General features: G+C 63.7%; 18 protein-coding genes. 12 read left to right on the top strand and 6 right to left on the bottom strand.

Annotated elements, in window-relative coordinates:
* Window positions 1-14: 14 nt before the first annotated feature.
* Complete coding sequence (locus tag ACCD03_RS12520) at window positions 15-242, bottom strand: DUF3717 domain-containing protein (protein ID WP_045205351.1); 228 nt, start codon at window positions 240-242, stop codon at window positions 15-17.
* A 76-nt stretch (window positions 243-318) separates the two neighbouring features.
* On the opposite strand from ACCD03_RS12520, the gene ACCD03_RS12515 reads away from it, so the two are divergent.
* Both ACCD03_RS12515 and ACCD03_RS12510 read left to right on the top strand, forming a co-directional pair.
* Window positions 319-1,029, top strand: a complete 711-nt coding sequence (locus ACCD03_RS12515; protein ID WP_325653500.1) for a response regulator transcription factor — start codon at window positions 319-321, stop codon at window positions 1,027-1,029.
* A gap of 8 nt (window positions 1,030-1,037) precedes the next feature.
* A complete protein-coding gene (locus ACCD03_RS12510; RefSeq protein WP_413411802.1) occupies window positions 1,038-2,714 on the top strand; it encodes a sensor histidine kinase in 1,677 nt (558 codons plus the stop codon).
* A gap of 16 nt (window positions 2,715-2,730) precedes the next feature.
* Here the strand turns inward: ACCD03_RS12510 and ACCD03_RS12505 are convergent, their stop codons facing one another.
* On the bottom strand, window positions 2,731-3,270 hold the full coding sequence (locus tag ACCD03_RS12505; RefSeq protein WP_413411801.1) for an SET domain-containing protein: 540 nt from the start codon (window positions 3,268-3,270) through the stop codon (window positions 2,731-2,733).
* A 633-nt stretch (window positions 3,271-3,903) separates the two neighbouring features.
* On the opposite strand from ACCD03_RS12505, the gene ACCD03_RS12500 reads away from it, so the two are divergent.
* The 4 genes from ACCD03_RS12500 to ACCD03_RS12485 all read left to right on the top strand — a co-directional run bounded on the left by ACCD03_RS12500 (window position 3,904) and on the right by ACCD03_RS12485 (window position 7,192).
* The gene (locus tag ACCD03_RS12500) at window positions 3,904-4,182 is read left to right on the top strand and encodes an HU family DNA-binding protein (RefSeq protein ID WP_004628548.1); all 279 of its coding nucleotides are present in this window, start codon (window positions 3,904-3,906) and stop codon (window positions 4,180-4,182) included.
* A 144-nt stretch (window positions 4,183-4,326) separates the two neighbouring features.
* Window positions 4,327-5,274 carry a DUF2272 domain-containing protein gene (locus ACCD03_RS12495; RefSeq protein WP_325653505.1) on the top strand — a complete coding sequence of 316 codons (948 nt, stop codon included), beginning with the start codon at window positions 4,327-4,329 and terminating at the stop codon, window positions 5,272-5,274.
* 111 nt (window positions 5,275-5,385) lie between these two features.
* Window positions 5,386-6,210, top strand: a complete 825-nt coding sequence (locus ACCD03_RS12490; protein WP_325653507.1) for a class II aldolase/adducin family protein — start codon at window positions 5,386-5,388, stop codon at window positions 6,208-6,210.
* A gap of 4 nt (window positions 6,211-6,214) precedes the next feature.
* Window positions 6,215-7,192, top strand: a complete 978-nt coding sequence (locus tag ACCD03_RS12485) for a 2-dehydropantoate 2-reductase (RefSeq protein WP_413411800.1) — start codon at window positions 6,215-6,217, stop codon at window positions 7,190-7,192.
* Window positions 7,193-7,205: 13 nt separating this feature from the next.
* Here ACCD03_RS12485 and ACCD03_RS12480 read toward each other — a convergent pair whose 3' ends face one another.
* From ACCD03_RS12480 to ACCD03_RS12470, 3 genes are all read right to left on the bottom strand, one after another.
* The gene (locus ACCD03_RS12480; protein ID WP_413411799.1) at window positions 7,206-8,207 is read right to left on the bottom strand and encodes a fimbrial protein; all 1,002 of its coding nucleotides are present in this window, start codon (window positions 8,205-8,207) and stop codon (window positions 7,206-7,208) included.
* Between the two features lie 258 nt (window positions 8,208-8,465).
* Window positions 8,466-9,269 carry a tetratricopeptide repeat protein gene (locus ACCD03_RS12475; protein ID WP_325653513.1) on the bottom strand — a complete coding sequence of 268 codons (804 nt, stop codon included), beginning with the start codon at window positions 9,267-9,269 and terminating at the stop codon, window positions 8,466-8,468.
* 12 nt (window positions 9,270-9,281) lie between these two features.
* On the bottom strand, window positions 9,282-11,348 hold the full coding sequence (locus tag ACCD03_RS12470; protein WP_325653515.1) for a bifunctional 2',3'-cyclic-nucleotide 2'-phosphodiesterase/3'-nucleotidase: 2,067 nt from the start codon (window positions 11,346-11,348) through the stop codon (window positions 9,282-9,284).
* A 343-nt stretch (window positions 11,349-11,691) separates the two neighbouring features.
* Between ACCD03_RS12470 and minC the strand changes: the two genes are divergently transcribed.
* From minC to minE, 3 genes are read left to right on the top strand one after another with little or no spacing between them, the layout of a single operon-like run.
* Window positions 11,692-12,471, top strand: a complete 780-nt coding sequence (gene minC, locus ACCD03_RS12465) for a septum site-determining protein MinC (protein ID WP_325653516.1) — start codon at window positions 11,692-11,694, stop codon at window positions 12,469-12,471.
* A gap of 44 nt (window positions 12,472-12,515) precedes the next feature.
* Window positions 12,516-13,337: a septum site-determining protein MinD gene (gene minD, locus ACCD03_RS12460; protein ID WP_012436754.1), complete on the top strand. Its 822-nt coding sequence runs from the start codon at window positions 12,516-12,518 to the stop codon at window positions 13,335-13,337.
* A 14-nt stretch (window positions 13,338-13,351) separates the two neighbouring features.
* The gene (gene minE, locus ACCD03_RS12455; RefSeq protein ID WP_024977189.1) at window positions 13,352-13,606 is read left to right on the top strand and encodes a cell division topological specificity factor MinE; all 255 of its coding nucleotides are present in this window, start codon (window positions 13,352-13,354) and stop codon (window positions 13,604-13,606) included.
* Window positions 13,607-13,613: 7 nt separating this feature from the next.
* On the opposite strand, the gene ACCD03_RS12450 is transcribed toward minE, so the two are convergent.
* Entirely contained in the window at window positions 13,614-14,846 is a 1,233-nt protein-coding gene (locus ACCD03_RS12450) for a citrate synthase family protein (protein ID WP_413411798.1), read from the bottom strand.
* 107 nt (window positions 14,847-14,953) lie between these two features.
* On the opposite strand from ACCD03_RS12450, the gene ACCD03_RS12445 reads away from it, so the two are divergent.
* From ACCD03_RS12445 to ppk2, 3 genes are all read left to right on the top strand, one after another.
* Window positions 14,954-16,387 (top strand): CoA transferase, encoded by a 1,434-nt coding sequence (locus ACCD03_RS12445; RefSeq protein ID WP_325653521.1) that lies wholly within the window; start codon window positions 14,954-14,956, stop codon window positions 16,385-16,387.
* A gap of 60 nt (window positions 16,388-16,447) precedes the next feature.
* The gene (locus ACCD03_RS12440) at window positions 16,448-17,305 is read left to right on the top strand and encodes a 23S rRNA (adenine(2030)-N(6))-methyltransferase RlmJ (RefSeq protein WP_045205262.1); all 858 of its coding nucleotides are present in this window, start codon (window positions 16,448-16,450) and stop codon (window positions 17,303-17,305) included.
* 142 nt (window positions 17,306-17,447) lie between these two features.
* A complete protein-coding gene (gene ppk2, locus ACCD03_RS12435; RefSeq protein WP_413411797.1) occupies window positions 17,448-18,350 on the top strand; it encodes a polyphosphate kinase 2 in 903 nt (300 codons plus the stop codon).
* The last annotated feature ends 62 nt before the right edge of the window (window positions 18,351-18,412 follow it).

The raw sequence follows: 18,412 nt of genomic DNA, 5'->3' as shown, positions 1-18,412 counted from the left end.
CGCAATGCTGGCGCTCAGCCCTGTGAGGCTGCGCGCCACGCCTCATAAGCTGCCCGCGCCTTGTCGCCCAATTGCTCAGGGGCGATGCGGGTGGCGCCTTGTACAATCATCAGCGCATACGGCTTGGCCAGCGCCGACGCCTCGGCACACAGCCGCAGTTCCTCGCCTTCGGCGGGTGAACGGGCGCGCCAGAAATTGATGGCGGCCTCCAGATCGGTGATGGTGAGCAGGGCATCGGTCATCCGCGCATTGTAGCGCTGCCAAATCACGCCGATTGCCCCTTTTTGCCTTTTCCGCCCTGCACTCTGGATCGAGTCAATGCGCATCCTGCTGATTGAAGACGACCGTGCCATCGCCAGCGGCATCCATGCCGGACTCACGCAAGCCGGGCATCGCGTGCATGTCGTGCACGACGGCGTCTTTGCCACTGAACAACTTGCCAGACAGACACACGATCTGGTGATTCTGGATCTTGGGTTGCCCGGTATCGATGGCATGACGTTGCTGTCGCAGTTTCGGGCGCGCGATCGTGTGACGCCCGTGCTGATCCTGACGGCACGCGACGGCCTGCTCGACAAGGTGAACGGCCTGAACGCCGGTGCAGACGATTACCTGCTCAAGCCGTTCGAGATGCTCGAACTCGTGGCCCGCGTGGGCGCATTGCTGCGCCGTCGCAACGATTCGACCGAACCCGCCTCACGCCCTGAAGTCCTTGTCGGACGGCTGCGCATGAGCGGCGTGGAACGGCGCATCTTTGTCGATGCCGCGCCGCTCGAACTCTCGCCGCGCGAATTTGCCGTGCTGGAGTTGCTGATGTTGCGCCAGGGCCGGGTGGTCAGCAAGGTGCAGTTGCAGGACCACCTTGCCAGCTTTGGGCACGCCATCGGTGAGGCCAGTCACGATGTAGTGGGCGATACGGCCATCGAAGTCTATGTGCACCGGGTGCGCCGCAAGATCGAGCATTCCGAGGCAGAGATCGTCACGGTGCGTGGCTTCGGTTACCTGTTGCAGGCACGCTCCACGGCGTAGTCCGGCCCATGTTCAAGCGCCACCGCCCTGCCTCGTCGTCGGCTTCATCAGCTCCAGCCAAGGGTGCTGGCAACGGTGCCATCAGCTTACGCCTGCATCTGTTGCGTGCGCTGGCGACACCGCTGTTTGGTTTGATCGTGGGTACCGGCGCGCTGTCGTATTGGCTGGCGGCGCACTACACCGCCCAGGTGTTCGACCGCGCATTGGTGGGGGTGGCCAACACGCTAGCCGAACAGTTGCGCATTGCTGGCCCGAACGTGCCGGCGGCCAAGCTCTACGACATCGCCCTCACCGCCCAGACGCTTGTACAGAACAGCGGCGAAGACCGCATCTACTGGCGCATTTCTGGCCCCACAGGCACGCTGGTCGGGCGCGACACGCCGCTGGGCTACGGCTCGGGCCAGGTGCGCATTGGCGATGCGCGTGTGTTCTATAGCTGGATCGACGGCAAACAGGTGCGCGCCGTGCATCTGCTCGTTCCGGGCGTGAGTGCGGAGGTGCCTAAACCACGCTCGCCGCGCCAGCCAGTGCCGCCCGAACCTGAAGACGACGTCACGCGCCCAGCGCTTGCGCCAACGCAGGCGCAGACAGCCCCGGCATTCAACCCATCCAATCCGCCCGACACCATGAAGGCCGAAGACGGCATCGTCGTGGAAGTGGCGGAGCTGCTGGACCACCGCGATACGGCGGCCAAGGAAGTGCTGCTGTCGGTATCGATTCCGCTGATCGTGCTGCTGGCAATCGGCGGCCTGATTCTCTCGCTCGTGCTCAAGGAAGAATTGCAGCCGTTGCAGACGCTGGCCGACACACTCAACAAGCAGAGCGCACGATCGGTGACGCCGCTGCCAGCGGAGTCAGCGGAACACGTGCCCGCCGAACTGCAACCGCTCATCAACGCGATGAACGCGCTGCTGGCCCGGCTGCGCGACGCGCTGGAAGCGCAGCGCACCTTCATCGCAGACGCGGCACACCAACTGCGCACGCCGCTTACCGCGTTGAAGCTGCATGCCGATCGCGCCATCGATGCCAAGACGTTGGACGAGGCCCGCCCTGCACTGCTGGAGCTGCAATCGGGTGCCAACCGCGCGGTGCGTCTGTCCAACCAGTTGCTGACGCTGGCGCGTGCCGAATCGGGTATGACGCTCGATCAGCTAGGCCCGCCGATGCGGGTCGATCTCGTCGCGCTGGCGTTCGATACCGGCGCCGAATGGGTTCCGCGCGCGCTTGCGCGGGGGCTGGATCTGGGCTTTGAGGCCTGGCCGCAGGAAGCCACGTCGCCGGGTTCCTTGCAGGCACCGGTGCTGGCCAACGTGGTGCTGCTGCGCGAGGCCATTAACAACCTGCTCGACAACGCCATCAAATACGTGCCGGCCGGCGGACGCGTGACCTTGCGCGCAGGGATGGAGGCCGACGCGACATCCCAGTGGTGGGGTGTTGTGAGCGTGGAAGACAATGGCCCGGGCATTCCATCCGAGCGGCGCGGTGAAGTCTTCCAGCGATTCTTCCGTGGGGATGCGGACCACCGCCCCGGACAACCGCAAGGGAGCGGCCTGGGCCTGGCCATCGTGCATGACATCGTGCGTCTGCACGGCGGCACCGTCGCCATTGACGATGCGACTGCGCGTGATGGCAGCCGCGTGATGCGCTTCGTGTTGCGCCTGCCGCTGGCAAGCGAATCGGTCTGACTGACCGACCTTCGGCTTACTTCTTCTTGTTCTTCTCGGGCGGCGCCAGCATTGTGCCGCGGCACTTCTTCGCGCCGCAGCGGCACGCAAACTGCTCCTTCAGGGCCTTGGTCTGGCGACCTTCGATGACGAGGCCGTAGTCATAGAACAGTTCTTCGCCAGGTTCGATGTCACGCAGCGCGTGAATGAACACGCGGCCATCCTCTTCTCGCGCCTCGCAGTTCGGCTTGCAGGCGTGGTTGATCCAGCGCGCGCGGTTGCCGCCAAACTTGGCGTCGATCACGCTGCCGTCTTCCAGGCTGAAGTAGAACGTGTGATTCGGGTCGGACGGGTCGTGCGGATGGCGGCGCAGTGCCTCCTTCCACGTGATGTGCTCACCCTTGTATTCGATGATCTTCTTGCCGCGTGCGATGGCCACCACGGCATACACGCCGCGTCCGTGTACGCCAGATTCGCGCACCTCGATGCGATCGCGGCGGCGCAGTTTGGCCGGAGCTTCCGGCGTGGGCGAGGACTCAGCCAGAGCCGGCGTGGCATCAGCGGACGTGCGTGTCATGGAGAAAAGGCGCAGGAAAGCGAAACAAGAACGTCGATCAACGAAGCCGTGAGCCTACACCAAAAGCATGGCTTCTCGACACGTGCCGCAACCCCATGCTGCCCGGCCAGTGTGGATAACTCCGCCTGCAGCTGTGGATAACTACCGGCAAAGGCTGTTGGCTGTCTGTGGCTGCCCTGTCGACGGTGTGGGCACAAGTTACGGGGTTGCTAGGCGGGGGGTCTAAACAATCAGAAAGCTATCCACGCGAAGACACACGCGGTACCTCTGGTTTTGCTTGCAGCAAGTGCTTGAAAAAAAAGCGCTTTTCCCACTTATCCACAGAAACTATCCACCGTTATCTACTACTACTATCTGTATACATAAGAAAAAGGTAAACCAACTGATCGACTTGCGTCGAACCTATCAGCGAGCAGACAAGCCAACCGCAAAGCAGAACATCAAGTGTCAACATTGATGTGATGGGATCGCCGCGCAACGTAGGCCCCGTGTGGGTTTACGGAACCCGAATGCCAGGTGCGGTTACAAAGCTCACGTGCCGACGCTGTTCGCATGCCGGTATCATGTCGCCCTTGGAGCCATCCCCCGGACGCTCTGTTGTGTGTTTTATCTACTCTTGAAGGGAGTCAAGCAATGACGAAAACCGAACTGATCGACGCCATCGCCAGCGGCGTAGACGGTCTGACCAAGGCCAAGGCCGAGCAGGCACTGAACGTGACGCTGCAAGCCATCATGGAATCCGTTGGCAAGGGCGATGCGGTCAGCCTCATCGGCTTTGGTACCTTCAGCCAAGGCGAGCGTGCCGAGCGTATGGCTCGCAACCCGCGTACCGGCGAAGAAATCAAGGTCGAAGCGGCCAAGACGGTCAAGTTCAAGGCCGGCCAGAAGTTCAAGGACGCTGTCAACGCCTAAGGCAATGACAACCCTCGGCGTGACCAGCCGGTCTGGTTAGCGCCAACGACGTGGCATGCCATTGCATGCGTGAATCGACCGCAGCATCGGCGTACCACGTCGGAAGGCCTGTCTCCCCGTCAGGCCATCCCTTCACCTTCTTCCATGTCCCGCCCTTTCCTGCGCAATTCGCTCGCTCTGCGCATTGCTCTGCCGATCGTTCTGATCGCACCGGTCCTCTGGTTTGCCGGTTGCGCGACGCCGCCTGCGCGTCCGCAAGCCGAACCGCTGCCTGACAACGAAGTCGTGCAAACCCGGCCAGGTGCCACGCCGCGCGAGAAGATGATCGAGATTGCCCTGACCGAATGGGATCGGTGGGGGCGCCAGGTGGTGCGCGTGGGGCGTGACGATACGTATTGCGTGGCAGGCGGTGGGTTTCCCGACCAGCCGCAGGGCCGCTGGCTGACGGCCGACGACCCCACCCCTGTCCCGTCCGATGAAGAAAGCGGTACCGACATGCCGTTGCCCAACGCAGCTGCCACGTCTGCGGTACCGCCCCCTGCGCCTTGCCTGCGCTATCCGGACGGCACGGGCGGTGAAGCCACCTCACGGGGTTGCATGCTGGCCAAGCGCTACTGGGGCATCGTTGGCAAGACACCGACGTGCCAGCAGTTGACCACCGGCGGCTGGGCGTGGTCTGCGGTGTTCATCTCGTGGATCATGCGCAAGGCCGGCTTGCAGAACGATCAGTTCCTGACCGGCGCCACGCATGCGGAATACGTGACTGACGCGCGCGACCATCTGCTCAAGCATCCCGCCTTCGTTCTTGAACGCACACCCGCCGTGCCGCGCCCGGGCGACCTCATCTGCACCGCGCGCGGCGCCGATCGCTTCATGACGGACCCAGCGGAGATCCAGGCCGGCAGAACCCCCATGCACTGTGATCTCGTCGTCGAGGTGGACCCGGTGCGCCATGAGGTGAAATCGATTGGCGGCAACGTGCAGCAATCCGCGTCGATGAGCATTACCGAGTTGAACGACGCCAACCAGCTTGATCCGTACACCAATTCGGTCATGCAGTGGCTGGTGATCCTGCGCAACCAGTTGCCCTAGCAGACAGCGGATGTAACGTGGTTTGACGTCCGGCGCAAATTCATTAACATGTGAATAAATGTAGCGCCGGCAACCGACCGGCGCATGGCCCCTGCGATCAGGAGACAGGTCATGACGGTGCTTTCGCTTTCGCCCGATTCTGGTTCGAACATTCAGGCCCATCGCCCGGCTTGGTGCGGCCCACGCGAATGGGCAGCGCGCGTGAAGCTGGCGGCGTGCTACCGCATCTTTGCGCAGCTGGGCTGGACCGAACTCATCTACAACCACATCACGCTGCGCCTGCAGCCGGAAGACGGTGTGGACGGCGATGAAGGTCCGCACTTTCTGATCAATCCGTTTGGCCTGACCTATGCCGAGGTTTGCGCGTCGAACCTCGTCAAGATCGACTTGCAGGGCAACGTGCAGCGCGCGTCGGGTCAGCCGGACTGGCCGGTCAACCCGGCCGGCTTTACCGTGCATGCCGCCATTCATGCGGGCATCCCGGGGGCGCATTGCGTGATGCATACCCACACGACCGCCGGTATGGCTGTGGCCTGTGCGCGTGACGGTCTGTCGATCAGCAACTTCTACGCGGCGCAACTGCACGGCAAGGTGGCGTATCACGACTTCGAAGGCATCACCGTGCATGCCGATGAAGGGCCGCGCCTGGTAAAGAACATCGGCGACAAGCCCGCGGTGATCTTGCGTAACCACGGGCTGCTGGCCTGGGGCGATTCGATTGCGCGGGCGTTTGCAGTGCTGTGGCTGCTCAACCGCGCGTGCGAGATCCAGCTCGCCTCCACATCGATGGGCCCTGTGCTGGAGATTCCCGAAGCAATTGCACGCAACTGCACGCGCGATTCACTGCAGTTCAATCCGAACTTTGGCGCAGGCGAAGATGTGTTCGCGGCCCTCACTCGCACCATCGACCGCATCGATCCTTCCTACCGAACCTGATCACATGACACGCATTTGCATCGTGGGCGCCGGTGCTGTCGGCGGCTATCTTGGCGCGAAGCTCGCGCTGGCGGATCAACCCGTCAATGTACTGGCGCGGGGTGCGACACTTCAGGCATTGCGTGCCGAAGGGCTGCGCCTGACCGAAGAAGGCAACACACACTCTGTGTCAGTGCATGCGAGTGACGACGCGCATGCGTTCGGTGTGCAGGACGTCGTGATCGTTGCCGTAAAAGCTCCCGCCATGGGAAGCGTGGCGCAAAGCATTGCCCCGCTCATTGGCCCAGAGACGTGTGTGGTGGTTGCGATGAATGGCGTGCCGTGGTGGTTCTTTGATCGACACGGGCCGCTGGAAGGTCTGCGCCTTCAATCGGTGGATCCACACGGTCGCATCGCGCAGGCGATTCCAACAAAGAACGTGCTGGGTTGCGTGGTGCATCTGACGTGTTCAACGGCGGCACCAGGACACGTGCGCCATGGTTTTGGCAAGCGATTGATTCTCGGTGAACCCGCAGGCGGCACCTCATCACGCTTGGATGCACTCGGTGCGCTCTTTGAACGCGCCGGTTTGCAGATCGAACGCAGCGAAGCCATCCAACGCGACATCTGGTTCAAGCTGTGGGGCAACATGACGATGAACCCGGTGTCGGTGCTCACGGGCGCGACGTGCGATCGCATTCTTGATGATCCGCTCGTCAGTGCGTTTTGCCTGGGCGTCATGGAAGAGGCCAAAGCGATCGGTGCGCGCATCGGTTGCCCGATCGAACAAAGAGGCGAAGAACGCAGCGCCGTCACGCGTCAACTCGGCGCATTCAAAACGTCGATGCTGCAGGATGCGGAGGCCGGGCGCGGCCCGCTGGAGATCGATGCGCTGGTGGCCTCGGTACGAGAGATCGGCCAGCACGTGGGCGTGCCGACACCCCAGATTGATGCCCTGCTGGGCCTGGTGCGCCTGCACGCTCAGACCCGCGGGCTTTACTGAGCCTGCATGCCGATTACTGATACGTGACCGTAAAGGTTGCGCTGCCATTGGCAACGCCGGGCGTGATGCTTTTACTGGTCTGCACGTAGCGGGCCTTGAGCGGAATCGTGTAGTCGCCGTCCGCATCGGCTATCTTCCATTTGAAGCGCTTGGCCAGTGTCACGGGCTTGTCGTTATGCAGCAATTGGATTGCGACGCCAGTGGCGCTGGACGGCGTTGAGCTCAGCTTCAACATCCCTTTCTCGGCATCATGCGCGGTGCCATCCAATTGCAAGTTGATGCTGGCGCCTTTTTCACAGGTCAGCGGAATGTTGAACGCCTTTGTCCAGTTGCGCGATGGCGAAGTACCAGGGCCGCTGAACGCGTCTACGTCTACTCGCCCCAAGTCTACGAGGATCAGCTTGCTGCCCACCGAGCACGACACAGCGGCGACGCTGAATGAGCCGATGCTGATAGTGGATTCCGGGCGGTGCCAATCTTCGTTGTTTCCCAGGACGAAAGCACCAACCTGTCTGCCCGAAACGGTACCCGTGCCAGTGGTCGATTCCGTCTTGTAGAAATTGATCACCGCCTGGGCTTTCATCTGCGGACCTAAGAACCCGCCGTTGCAGTAGAGCCGGAGATCGGGCTGGTACACAGAGGAAGGAGCGTCAACCCAGACTTGCTGTCCCATATTGCACTCATCAACCGGCGCAACGCCCAAGGCATAGCCGATTCCTTTGATGTTGGTCTTGTACACGCGCTTGCCGGCGAAATGGCCGGCATAGGTGCCCGCTCCCCTGATCCCTCGTCCCTGCCAACTCACGGGTGGCGAGGTATTGGAACACTTGTAGGCCGTCACGATCCCTGACTTGACCTGTGCAATGAGTGAGCCGACCGGCAGGTCACGCTGAATGGTCATCGTCTTCGGCTGAACCGTGGTACTGCTCGTGACCGCTTCACAGGTAAAGGCAAATGCTCCCTTTGCAGGAATTAACACGATTCCTATTGCCAGCTTGGTGCACCACTCACGCATGTTTGTCTCCCTCTGCCATGGAAGACGGCATAGGACCACAGGAGCTGATGCCTGTAGCTAGGAATAATCTTGTCTTGGTCGTGATTGAGAAAGCGGAGACGCTCTCCTATCGCCCGCGGCGTGGCGATGTGCAATGCGCTCGAGGCGCATTCAGTCGACGCAAAGCTGGCCGCTCGCGTGCCCGTCAGGCAGGCGAAGGCGATCCATCGCCATGGCGACGAGGATCGCATCGAGTCGAAAGGAAAAACTGCGCGATGCTTACGGCGCCAGCGCCGGATGCTTCAGCGCATGTGCTGTTTCGATCCACTGCTGGTGATACGCCGCGTCGTCGCGCTTGAGACCCAGTTCGCCGTTCTGATACGCCATCGCCAAGGCTTGCACGGCCTCCGGCAATTCGTGCTCGGCGGCGTCCTGGTACAACGCCAGCGCGCGGGCTTCATCGCGCGGCACACCATCGCCTTCACGGTACGCGTTGGCCAGCATGAACATCGCTGCCGGAATCTCGTGACGGGCAGCGCGATCAAACCAGTGCGCAGCCTGTGCGGTGTCGATGGCCGTGCCGTAGCCGCTGCGATACATCACGCCCAGGTAATACGCGGCCGCCGCGTCGCCCTTGTCAGCGGATTGACGCAGCAGGCGCAGCGCGCGCGGATAGTCTCGTTCAACGCCGCCCGTGCCGAGCAGCAGCGCCTTGCCCAGCGACAGCTGCGCACGCGCATCGCTCGGTGCAGCGGTTTCAAGCCAGCGCATCCCTTCGTTACGCAAGGCGCTGTCGTGCGCGCTAAGCAACGCTTCGCCCAACGCTGACTGCGCCGGCACCGAGCCGCTGCGTGCGAGCTGACGCAACTGCTGCAGCGCCTCGGGCTCCATCGCTTGCACGACCATCGCGCGCCACGATTCCAGCTGCGTGGCGTCCACGGTGGGCGCCTGGCGTGCGTGCGACAGCCAACCGCCAGCCGTTACGATGATCGCCAGGGCCGCGGCCACCGTGAGCATCGGCACCGACTGGCGCGGAGATTCCATGGCTGGCGCACCAACCCATGCGGAACGAAGAGAAGGCATGGCGTGTTCCTCTTACTGCGTCAGATCGATCTGGTACAGCGACAGTCCCTTGTTGGTGCCGTCGTCGGCCTGATACAGCGTGACGTTGTTGATGCCCGCTGCCCCGGCTGCAGCCAGCTTGCCCGCCGCCGACGGGAACACCACCGTTGCCGCCGACGTCGCCAGCTTCGTAAAGCGCCAGCTGCGCTGCGAGCCGTTCGTCGCACGCTTCACGCTGCCGATCTTCTTGATGTAGCTGATCAGCACGTCGCGGTTGGCATCCGGCGACGCATAGATCGTCTTGCTGCCGTCCAGGCCCGGGAAGTTGCCACCGCCGCTTGCACGGTAGTTGTTGGTCGCCACGATGAACTGCGCCGCTGGGTCGAGTGCCACGCCCTTGTACAGGAGGTTTTTGATGCGGCTGCCCACGGGCTGCGTGACGTCAATCTCATACGTCAGGTCCGGCGTGGTGAACATATCGAAGTTGTAGCCCGGGAACGTGCTCACCAGCTTCTGCACCGTCGCTTGCGTCGGGTCAATGGTGTTGAAGCGCTTGGCGGCCGTCTCCAGCCAGTTCTTGATGTCGGAGCCTGCCACCTTCACTGCGTAGATCGTGTTCGGATACAGGTACAGGTCAGCCGCGTTGTTGATCGCCAGCGGACCAGCCGCTACATCGGTGAAATCCGTACCGCCACCAAAACCGCTCTTGAACGGCGCGCTGACCGACAGCACTGGCAGCGACGCGTACTGCGGCAGGTTCGCCTGAACATACGCCGACACGTAATCCGCCTGCGCCTGGTTGACGATCTCGATTGCGCCCGGGTCACCCACGTCGGCAAAGTACGTGCTCATGTTGAAGTCGGTGCTGCCCACCGGCGTCTTCACGTAGTTGATCGTCGCCTGGTGTTCGGTGGCGATGGCTGCGGAAACAGTCGGGTCGGCTGCCACGTACGTCTTGTCGGCGTTCTGGATCGAGCGCGCTTCCACCGTGGTCTGCGTCTTGTCGACAGCCCAGTTCGTGCCGTTGAACGTCAGGCCAAGCTTGATCACACCCAGGTGCTTGCCCCAGTAGTTCGCCATCACCGTCGGCACGCCGTTCACGGTGCCGGCCACCTTGTCGACACCCGGCAGGTTGAACTGGCTGACCGTGCTCTTTGCATCCGGGAAGAGCTGATGCGAATGGCCGATCAACATGGCATCGATGCCCGGCACGGTGGAAAGCCACCAGCTGCCGTTTTCCATCGTCGGCGAATACGTCGAGTTATCCAGACCGCCGTGCGAAATCGCGACCACAAGGTCAGCCCCCTTCGCGCGCATCTCGGGGATGTACTTGGCAGCAGTTTCCTTGATGCCGACGGTATAGACCTTGCCGTCGAGCCAGCGTTTGTCCCAGCTCGTGATCGTGGGCGGCGTAAAGCTGATGATGCCGACCTTGACCGGCGCGCTCACGGTGCTGCCATCCGGCGCAGTGGCCGTCACCGTCTTGGTGATGATCGTGTACGGCTGGAACAGCGGCGCATTCGTCTTGGCACTGATCACGTTGGCCAGCACTTGCGGGAAGTTCGGGCCCGCGCATTTCTTCTGCGTGGCCGGATCGGGCAGGCCATCGACGTTGAACGTATTGCCCGTGACTTGCGACAGATACGGCAGGCCGTAATTGAACTCGTGGTTTCCGATACCGCCGCCGTCGTACTTCGCAGCGTTCATCACCTTGTAGATCGCCAGCGTCTGGTCGCACGTGACCGGGCTCACCATGGCCTGGTAGTCCGACAGCGCGGTGCCCTGGATGGTGTCGCCGTTATCCAGCAGCAGCGTGTTCGGGAATTGCGTGCGCGCCTGGCTAATGAGCGTTGCCACGCGTTCGAAGCCAAGCGAATTGTCGGCCGCGAGCTTGAAATAGTCGTACGACAGCACGTTGGTGTGCAGGTCGGTCGTCTCCAGCACGGCCAGCGTGGCCTTGGTGCCCGCGGGGGCGGCGCTGGCAGCGGGCGTGGCGCTACCGTTCGAAGGGCTATCGCCGCCGCCACCGCAGGCAGCCAACGACATCGACAAGAACACAGCAAGCGGCAACGCCGCCGAACACAACGGTCGGACTCGCATGAACTTCTCCCTGAAGTCTATTTTTTGGTATGCGAACTACGGACTGCGAAATGCGAATTGCTGATGAAGCGAATGACGCGTGGGCGCACACGCAGAATCGGCGGAACCGTTTGCGCAACGCGAAAGGACAACAGACTGGGCCGGGGGGCGCAGAAGCGGAGAAGTATCAAAAGCGTGCATGACGATGCTGTGACCATCGCATGACATTTGCGCGCGGCGCCGGCAGTGTGGAGAACGGCGCCGGCTGCGGGTCTCAGCCGGATGGGGGAGCGGCGGGCCCAAAAAATCCAAGGCGTTTCGTCAACAACGTTAGAATGAGCCCATTTTTCCGCGTAGCCGTTCTATGTCCCAGAAGAAAGCGCCGCTGTTCGAGATCCGCAGCGGCACCGTCGATGCCCTGCTGCTGTCGCCGCGCACCGCCGACATGGACGCCCTGGCCGCCGAACTCACGCGACGCTTTGCCGACACGCCGGAGTTTTTCTCCAACGACGTGATCGCCATCGATGTGCGCCGGCTGGCCGAAGACGAGCGCCTGCCCATCGACCGTTTGGTGGAGACCCTGACCGCGCTGCGTGCCCGCGCGATCGGCGTGGTTGCCAGCCCGGAGCAGGCTGAGTGGGCCCAGGCCTTTGGCCTGCCGCTGCTCGACAGCCACGGACGCCGTCCGCGCGGCGAGAAAGACGCCAAGGACAACGGCGAAGGCCAGGACGCCGCCGAGCACGCCCAGGCTGCCGAAGCGCCGGCCCCCGCCGCTGCTGTTCCTCCCGTCGATGCCGCGGCCATGCAGCCCGGCACGATGATCATTGATCGCCCGTTGCGTTCAGGCCAGCGCATCTATGCGCGCGGGGACCTCGTCGTGCTCGACCTGGTGAGCGACGGCGCCGAGGTGATCGCCGAGGGCAACATCTACGTCTATGCCTCGCTGCGCGGCCGCGCGCTGGCGGGCGTCAAGGGCAACCTGGACGCGCGTATCTTCTGCACGTGCCTGGAGCCCCAACTGATTTCCATCGCCGGCATCTACCGCACCGGCGAAACCCCGTGGCCGGAGCCCTACGCCAGCAAGCCTGCGCAGGTCCGGCTCGCGGACAACACGCTGGTTTTCGAACCGTTGCGGATGAAGTGACGCACCCCGTGCGCCGAGCGATTTAACTTTTCGATATACGAGCCATGACCAAGATCATCGTAGTCACCTCCGGCAAGGGCGGCGTCGGCAAGACGACCACCAGTGCGGCGTTCTCTGCCGGCCTTGCGCTGCGCGGCCACAAGACCGCCGTCATCGACTTCGACGTCGGCCTGCGCAACCTCGACCTCATCATGGGCTGCGAGCGCCGCGTGGTGTATGACCTGATCAACGTGATCCACGGCGAGGCCAACCTGAACCAGGCCCTCATCAAGGACAAGAAGTGCGAGAACCTGTTCATCCTCCCTGCCTCGCAAACGCGCGACAAGGATGCTCTGACGCGTGAAGGCGTCGAGAAGGTAATCGAAGGCCTGAAGGAAATGGGCTTCGAATACATCGTCTGCGATTCGCCGGCCGGTATCGAATCGGGCGCGCTGATGGCGATGTACTTTGCCGATGAGGCCATCGTGGTGACGAACCCGGAAGTGTCTTCGGTGCGCGACTCCGATCGCATTCTGGGCATCCTGTCGTCCAAGTCGCGCCGCGCTGTGGAAGGCAAGGAGCCGATCAAGGAGCACCTGCTGCTCACGCGCTACAACCCGAAGCGCGTGTCCGAAGGCGAAATGCTGTCGCTCACCGACATTCAGGAAATCCTGCGCATCAAGCTGATCGGCGTCATTCCGGAATCGGAAGCCGTGCTGCAGGCGTCCAACCAGGGCACGCCCGCCATCCACATCGAAGGCTCCGACGTGGCGAACGCCTACCACGACGTGATCGACCGCTTCCTGGGCAAAGAGAAAGAACTGCGCTACGTCGAATACAACAAGCCGGGCTTCCTGCAGCGCCTGTTCGGCGGCAGCGGTAAATAAGGAGACGCACATTCATGTCGATTCTGTCTTTCCTGCTGGGCGAGAAGAAGAAGACTGCGACCGTCGCCAAGGAACGTCTGCAGATCATCCTCGCCCATGAACGTACCGCCAGCGGTGCGCCTGCCGACTACCTGCCCGCGCTGCAACGCGAGCTGGTGGCCGTAATTTCGAAGTACGTGAAGATCGGCAACGACGACATCAAGGTCAATCTCGAGCGCCAGGACAACCTGGAAGTGCTTGAGGTGAAGATCGAGATTCCGCAAGCCTGATCGCGCCTCAGCGCACACGAATGATGCGGCCCGCCGGTGCGTCCGGCGCGGCTGGCATCGGCCCCACATAGGCGGCTCTCGGGCGGATCAACTGCCCCGCCGCGCGCTGCTCCAGCGCGTGGGCAATCCAGCCTGCCGTACGCCCCGCTGCAAACAGGCCAAAGCCAGAACCTTCCGGTAGCCCGAGCACACGCCGGGCGGCCACCAGCGCGAAATCCACCGATGGCCCATCGCCGGTCAGCCCGGCCACGGCATCAATCACGGTTTGCAACCGCCTGCGTACTGCGCCTGCCTTCGGCAACTGCGCCAGGATTGCGTCGGCGCGCGGGTCGGCCTTGCGATACAGCGGGTGGCCAAAGCCCGGCAGCGTATCGCCGCGATCAAGCCGACGGCGCAGTGCCGTTGCCACGGAGCGCTCCCCTTCCAGCTCGCTCAGCAATGCCTCCACGCGCGCCGTGGTGCCGCCATGGCGGCCACCGGTGAGCGCAGCCAAGCCGGCGCTCACCGCGGCGCCCAGGCTGGCGCCCGTCGATGCGACAACGCGTGCAGCAAAGCTTGAGGCATTGAGTTCGTGATCGGCGCAGAGCACCAGTGCGACGCGGATGGCCTCGGCGGCGTGCGCGTCAAGGTTCCATGCCTGCTGGCATTGCAGATGCACGGGCGCAGTGTCGGGCTTGCGCCCGAGCATTGCAGCAAACACCACGCGCAGGAGTGCACCGGCATCGCGTGCCGTGCGTGCAGAATCCTGCCGCCACGCAGCCTCGTCCAGCGCCGGCAAGGCAAGCGCGCACAGCGCCATGCAGCGTTGGCGGATGTCCGCGTCTGCCAACGACGTGAGCGCTGCGTACCAACTTTTCGGCAACACCGGCGCCGGCGCGTTGAAGGCCGCCGCCTCTTCGCATTGCCATAGTTGCGCCGCAACGGCCTCCAGCGTGGCGCGTTCGGCCAATTCCACAGCAGGCGTGCCGCGATAGAACAACTGCCCGTGATCGATCAGCGTGATGGCCGATTCCATGACGGGCAGTCCCCAGTCCAGCGCATGGCGCACCACCTGGCGCGGGCGCCGTCCGCCGGAACGCTGATCGGCCAGGCGGGCAACATCGGCTTCGCGATAGCGGCTGCCGCGTCCATCGGGCGACGGATACGCCGCCAGCAGCCCGCGGCTCACATAGGCGTAAAGCGTTGGGCGCGAGATATGCAGGCGCGCGGCGGCTTCGGCGGCATTGAGGTAGGTGGTCATCGGGCCGGATGAAGTGGACGGCAATCGAGGTTGATCAGTCTAGTCAATGTTGACGCTATCGGCGGTGCGGGACTGTAATGGGCGCACCTTCCCCGCGGAGCCCCGCTATGCCGTCACCCGTTGCTGATGTGGTTGATCCTTCCATGCAGACTGTCAGCCCCGCCGGCGCACTCAGCCAGTTGTGGAGCGTGCTCGGCCAACCGGCGGATGCGCTGTCGCGCGCAACGCTCACGGGCGCGGAGCCGGCGCTGGCGTCGTCGTTTGCCGTGGGCACGCTCGCGCAAAGCACCGTCGCTGCCGCTGCGCTTGCGGCGGCGCAGGTCGACACGTTGCGCAGCGGGCGGCAGCAGGCCGTGTCGGTCGACATGCACCACGCCGCGTTGGAATTTCGCTCGGAGCGCTACTTCCGTCTCGATGGCCAGTTGCCGCCCGAACCGTGGGACAAGATTGCCGGGCTCTACCGCTGCGGCGATGGCCGCTGGGTGCGTCTGCACACCAACTTTCCGCATCACCGTGACGGCGTGCTGAAGTTGCTCGGCTGCGCGTATGACCGGGCGGCCGTGGCCGCTGCGCTGAAACAATGGAAGGCCGAAGCGTTTGAAGAAGCGGCGGCGCAGGCCGGCATGGTCGCGACCGCCGCGCGCACGTTTGAAGAGTGGGACGCGCACCCGCAAGGCATGGCCGTGGCGCGCCAACCTCTGATGACGATCGAACGCATTGGCGACGCGTCACCGCAGCCCCTGCCCGCCCATGCCGATAGCCGTCCGCTCTCGGGTGTGCGCGTGCTCGATCTCACGCGCGTGATTGCCGGCCCCGTTTGCGGCCGGACACTGGCGGCGCATGGGGCAGATGTGCTGCTTGTCACGGCGCCGCATCTGCCCGCCGTTCCGCCGCTGGTGATCGACACCGGGCGCGGCAAGCGCTCTGCGCAGCTCGACTTGCGTGATGCGGCGGGTGCCGAGCAACTCCGCGCGCTGCTGCGCGACGCCGACATCTTCGTGCAAGGGTATCGGCCCGGTGGCTTGGCGGCGTTGCAGTTTGGCCCCGAGCAGGTGGCAGCGCTGCGCCCGGGCATCGTCTACGTGAGCCTGTGCGCATACGGCTATGACGGCCCCTGGGCCAATCGACGAGGCTTCGACTCGCTTGTGCAGACCGCCAGCGGTTTCAACTGGGCCGAAGCGCAAGCCGCCGGTGAGGCGAAGCCACGGCCCCTGCCCGCCCAGGCGCTGGACCACGGCGCGGGTTATCTGATGGCCGCCGGTGCCATGACGGCACTTGCACGCCGCATGACCGAGGGCGGAAGCTGGCACGTGCGTGTGTCGCTTGTGCAGACGGCGCATTGGCTGCGCAGCTTCGGCCGCGTGGCCAACGGCTTTGATGCGGCCGACCCGCGCTATGAAGACATCGGCGCGTATCTGGAAACGTCGCCCTCCGGCTTCGGCACGCTCACCGCGTTGCGCCACGCGGGGCAGCTCTCCGACACGCCGCCGCACTGGACGCTGCCCAGCGTGCCGCTGGGGACGCATCCCGCGCGGTGGTAGCATTCGCGCCTACCGTTTTCTCCGCCCGCGCTTGATACTCCGGGCGCACATGGCCCGCCGATGCTCAGTTACCGTCACGCCTTCCACGCCGGCAATCACGCCGATGTCCTCAAGCACGCCGTGCTTGTGCAGATGCTCGATTACCTCACGCAGAAGGACAAGCCGTTCTGGTACATCGACACGCACGCCGGCGCCGGCCTCTACGCGCTGGACCACGAATGGGCGCAAAAGAAGGCCGAGTTCGATACCGGCATTGGCCCGCTGTGGCGCGCGGCCCAAGCCGGCGAAACGCTGCCGCAGCTGCTCGATGCCTACCTCGACCAGGTGCGCGAACTGAATCCCAACGGTGAACTGAGGCACTACCCGGGCTCGCCGTGGCTGGCGTGGCAGATGCTGCGCGACGCCGATCGCCTGCGCCTGTTCGAGCTGCACAGCTCCGAAATCAAGGTGCTGTCCAACAACTTTCGAGGTGCTGGCCGCAAAGTCATGCTGTACGACGGCGATGGCTTTGCCGGCATCAAGGCGATCCTGCCGCCGCCGCCGCGCCGCGCGCTGGTGCTGATCGATCCGTCGTTTGAAGACAAGCAGGATTACGCCCGCACCGTGCAATCGCTGCAGGACAGCCTGCAGCGCTTTGCGACCGGCATGTATGCGGTCTGGTATCCGCTCGTGCAGCGGCGCGAAGCTGCGCAATTTCCCTCACGCCTGAAGCAGTTGCGCCCCAAGGATTGGCTGCACGTCACGCTCACCGTCAGGCACCCGGTCGAGGGTGGCCTAGGCTTGCACGGCAGCGGCATGTTCATCGTCAACCCGCCGTGGACGCTGAAGGCGCAATTGCAGGAAGCCATGCCCACGCTGGTGCGCCTGCTCGGCCAGGACGACGGCGCGAAGTTCATGCTGGAAGGCGAGTCCAGTTAAGCCTTCGGGCGGCGTGACGCCCGCGTGTCACTCCCCTGCCACATGCTTGTGCTACCTAGTCGGGCTTAGACTTGCACTGCGCTGCCCATGCGCAGCGCCCCCCTCTCGGCAATATCCGCAAGATCGGCAGGAGCAACACACCATGAGCGAACGTGACGCAGCCCGGCAGGCGCGCCTGCAGGAAGACCTGCTCGACACGCTTGACGAAGAGCTGGAGATGGAAATCGACGACCACCTGCTCGGTGGCGGCGAAGGCATCAGCGACGAAGCGCGCGAAACGCGACGCATGTACTTCCGCGAGCTGTTTCGCCTGCAAGGCGAGCTCGTCAAGCTGCAGGACTGGGTGATCGAGACCGGCCACCGGCTGGTGGTGATCTTCGAAGGGCGCGATGCCGCTGGAAAGGGTGGCGCCATCAAGCGCATCACGCAGCGGCTGAACCCGCGCGTGTGCCGCGTGGCTGCCCTGCCCGCACCCACCAACCGCGAACGTACGCAGTGGTACTTCCAGCGCTATGTGGCGCACCTGCCCGCCGCCGGCGAGATCGTCCTGTTCGATCGCAGCTGGTACAACCGCGCCGGCGTCGAACGCGTGATGGGTTTCTGCACCGACGAGGAATACGACGAGTTCTTCCGCTCCGTGCCCGAGTTCGAGAAGATGCTCGTGCGCTCAGGCATCCAGATCGTCAAGTATTGGTTCTCGGTGACGGACGAAGAGCAGGAAGTGCGGTTCCAGAGCCGTATCGCCGATCCGCTCAAGCAGTGGAAGCTGAGCCCGATGGACCTGGAAAGCCGCCGCCGCTGGGAAGCCTATACGCAGGCCAAGGAGGCGATGCTCGAGCGCTCGCACATTCCCGAATCGCCATGGTGGGTGGTGCTGGCGGACGACAAGAAGCGCGCGCGCCTGAATTGCATCCACCACTTGCTTGGCCAAGTGCCTTACCACCCGGTGCCGCATTCGCCGGTGTCGCTGCCCGAGCGCGTGCACCACGCGGAGTACATTCGCCACCCGGTGCCGGAAGAGATGATCGTGCCGAACGTCTATTGATCCGCCAGCAATGCCATCAGCGAAAGAAGGGCGGCCTGCGCGGTCGCCCTTTTTGTTTCAAT

Source organism: Ralstonia sp. Ralssp135 (assembly GCF_047304345.1).
GTDB classification, from domain to species: domain Bacteria; phylum Pseudomonadota; class Gammaproteobacteria; order Burkholderiales; family Burkholderiaceae; genus Ralstonia; species Ralstonia chuxiongensis.
Note: the sequence above shows the minus strand (reverse complement) of the source record. Positions and strands in the feature narration are given on the sequence as shown.

Excerpts from the sequence above, each read along its gene's own strand:
- ACCD03_RS12505 (WP_413411801.1), bottom strand. The coding sequence starts at position 3,270 with ATGACACGCACGTCCGCTGATGCCACGCCGGCTCTGGCTGAGTCCTCG.
- minE (WP_024977189.1), top strand. The coding sequence starts at position 13,352 with ATGTCGATTCTGTCTTTCCTGCTGGGCGAGAAGAAGAAGACTGCGACC.
- ACCD03_RS12520 (WP_045205351.1), bottom strand. The coding sequence starts at position 242 with ATGACCGATGCCCTGCTCACCATCACCGATCTGGAGGCCGCCATCAAT.
- ACCD03_RS12440 (WP_045205262.1), top strand. The coding sequence starts at position 16,448 with ATGCTCAGTTACCGTCACGCCTTCCACGCCGGCAATCACGCCGATGTC.
- ppk2 (WP_413411797.1), top strand. The coding sequence starts at position 17,448 with ATGAGCGAACGTGACGCAGCCCGGCAGGCGCGCCTGCAGGAAGACCTG.
- minD (WP_012436754.1), top strand. The coding sequence starts at position 12,516 with ATGACCAAGATCATCGTAGTCACCTCCGGCAAGGGCGGCGTCGGCAAG.
- ACCD03_RS12470 (WP_325653515.1), bottom strand. The coding sequence starts at position 11,348 with ATGCGAGTCCGACCGTTGTGTTCGGCGGCGTTGCCGCTTGCTGTGTTC.
- ACCD03_RS12515 (WP_325653500.1), top strand. The coding sequence starts at position 319 with ATGCGCATCCTGCTGATTGAAGACGACCGTGCCATCGCCAGCGGCATC.
- ACCD03_RS12485 (WP_413411800.1), top strand. The coding sequence starts at position 6,215 with ATGACACGCATTTGCATCGTGGGCGCCGGTGCTGTCGGCGGCTATCTT.
- ACCD03_RS12480 (WP_413411799.1), bottom strand. The coding sequence starts at position 8,207 with ATGCGTGAGTGGTGCACCAAGCTGGCAATAGGAATCGTGTTAATTCCT.
- ACCD03_RS12445 (WP_325653521.1), top strand. The coding sequence starts at position 14,954 with ATGCCGTCACCCGTTGCTGATGTGGTTGATCCTTCCATGCAGACTGTC.
- minC (WP_325653516.1), top strand. The coding sequence starts at position 11,692 with ATGTCCCAGAAGAAAGCGCCGCTGTTCGAGATCCGCAGCGGCACCGTC.
- ACCD03_RS12495 (WP_325653505.1), top strand. The coding sequence starts at position 4,327 with ATGTCCCGCCCTTTCCTGCGCAATTCGCTCGCTCTGCGCATTGCTCTG.
- ACCD03_RS12450 (WP_413411798.1), bottom strand. The coding sequence starts at position 14,846 with ATGACCACCTACCTCAATGCCGCCGAAGCCGCCGCGCGCCTGCATATC.
- ACCD03_RS12475 (WP_325653513.1), bottom strand. The coding sequence starts at position 9,269 with ATGCCTTCTCTTCGTTCCGCATGGGTTGGTGCGCCAGCCATGGAATCT.
- ACCD03_RS12500 (WP_004628548.1), top strand. The coding sequence starts at position 3,904 with ATGACGAAAACCGAACTGATCGACGCCATCGCCAGCGGCGTAGACGGT.
- ACCD03_RS12490 (WP_325653507.1), top strand. The coding sequence starts at position 5,386 with ATGACGGTGCTTTCGCTTTCGCCCGATTCTGGTTCGAACATTCAGGCC.
- ACCD03_RS12510 (WP_413411802.1), top strand. The coding sequence starts at position 1,038 with ATGTTCAAGCGCCACCGCCCTGCCTCGTCGTCGGCTTCATCAGCTCCA.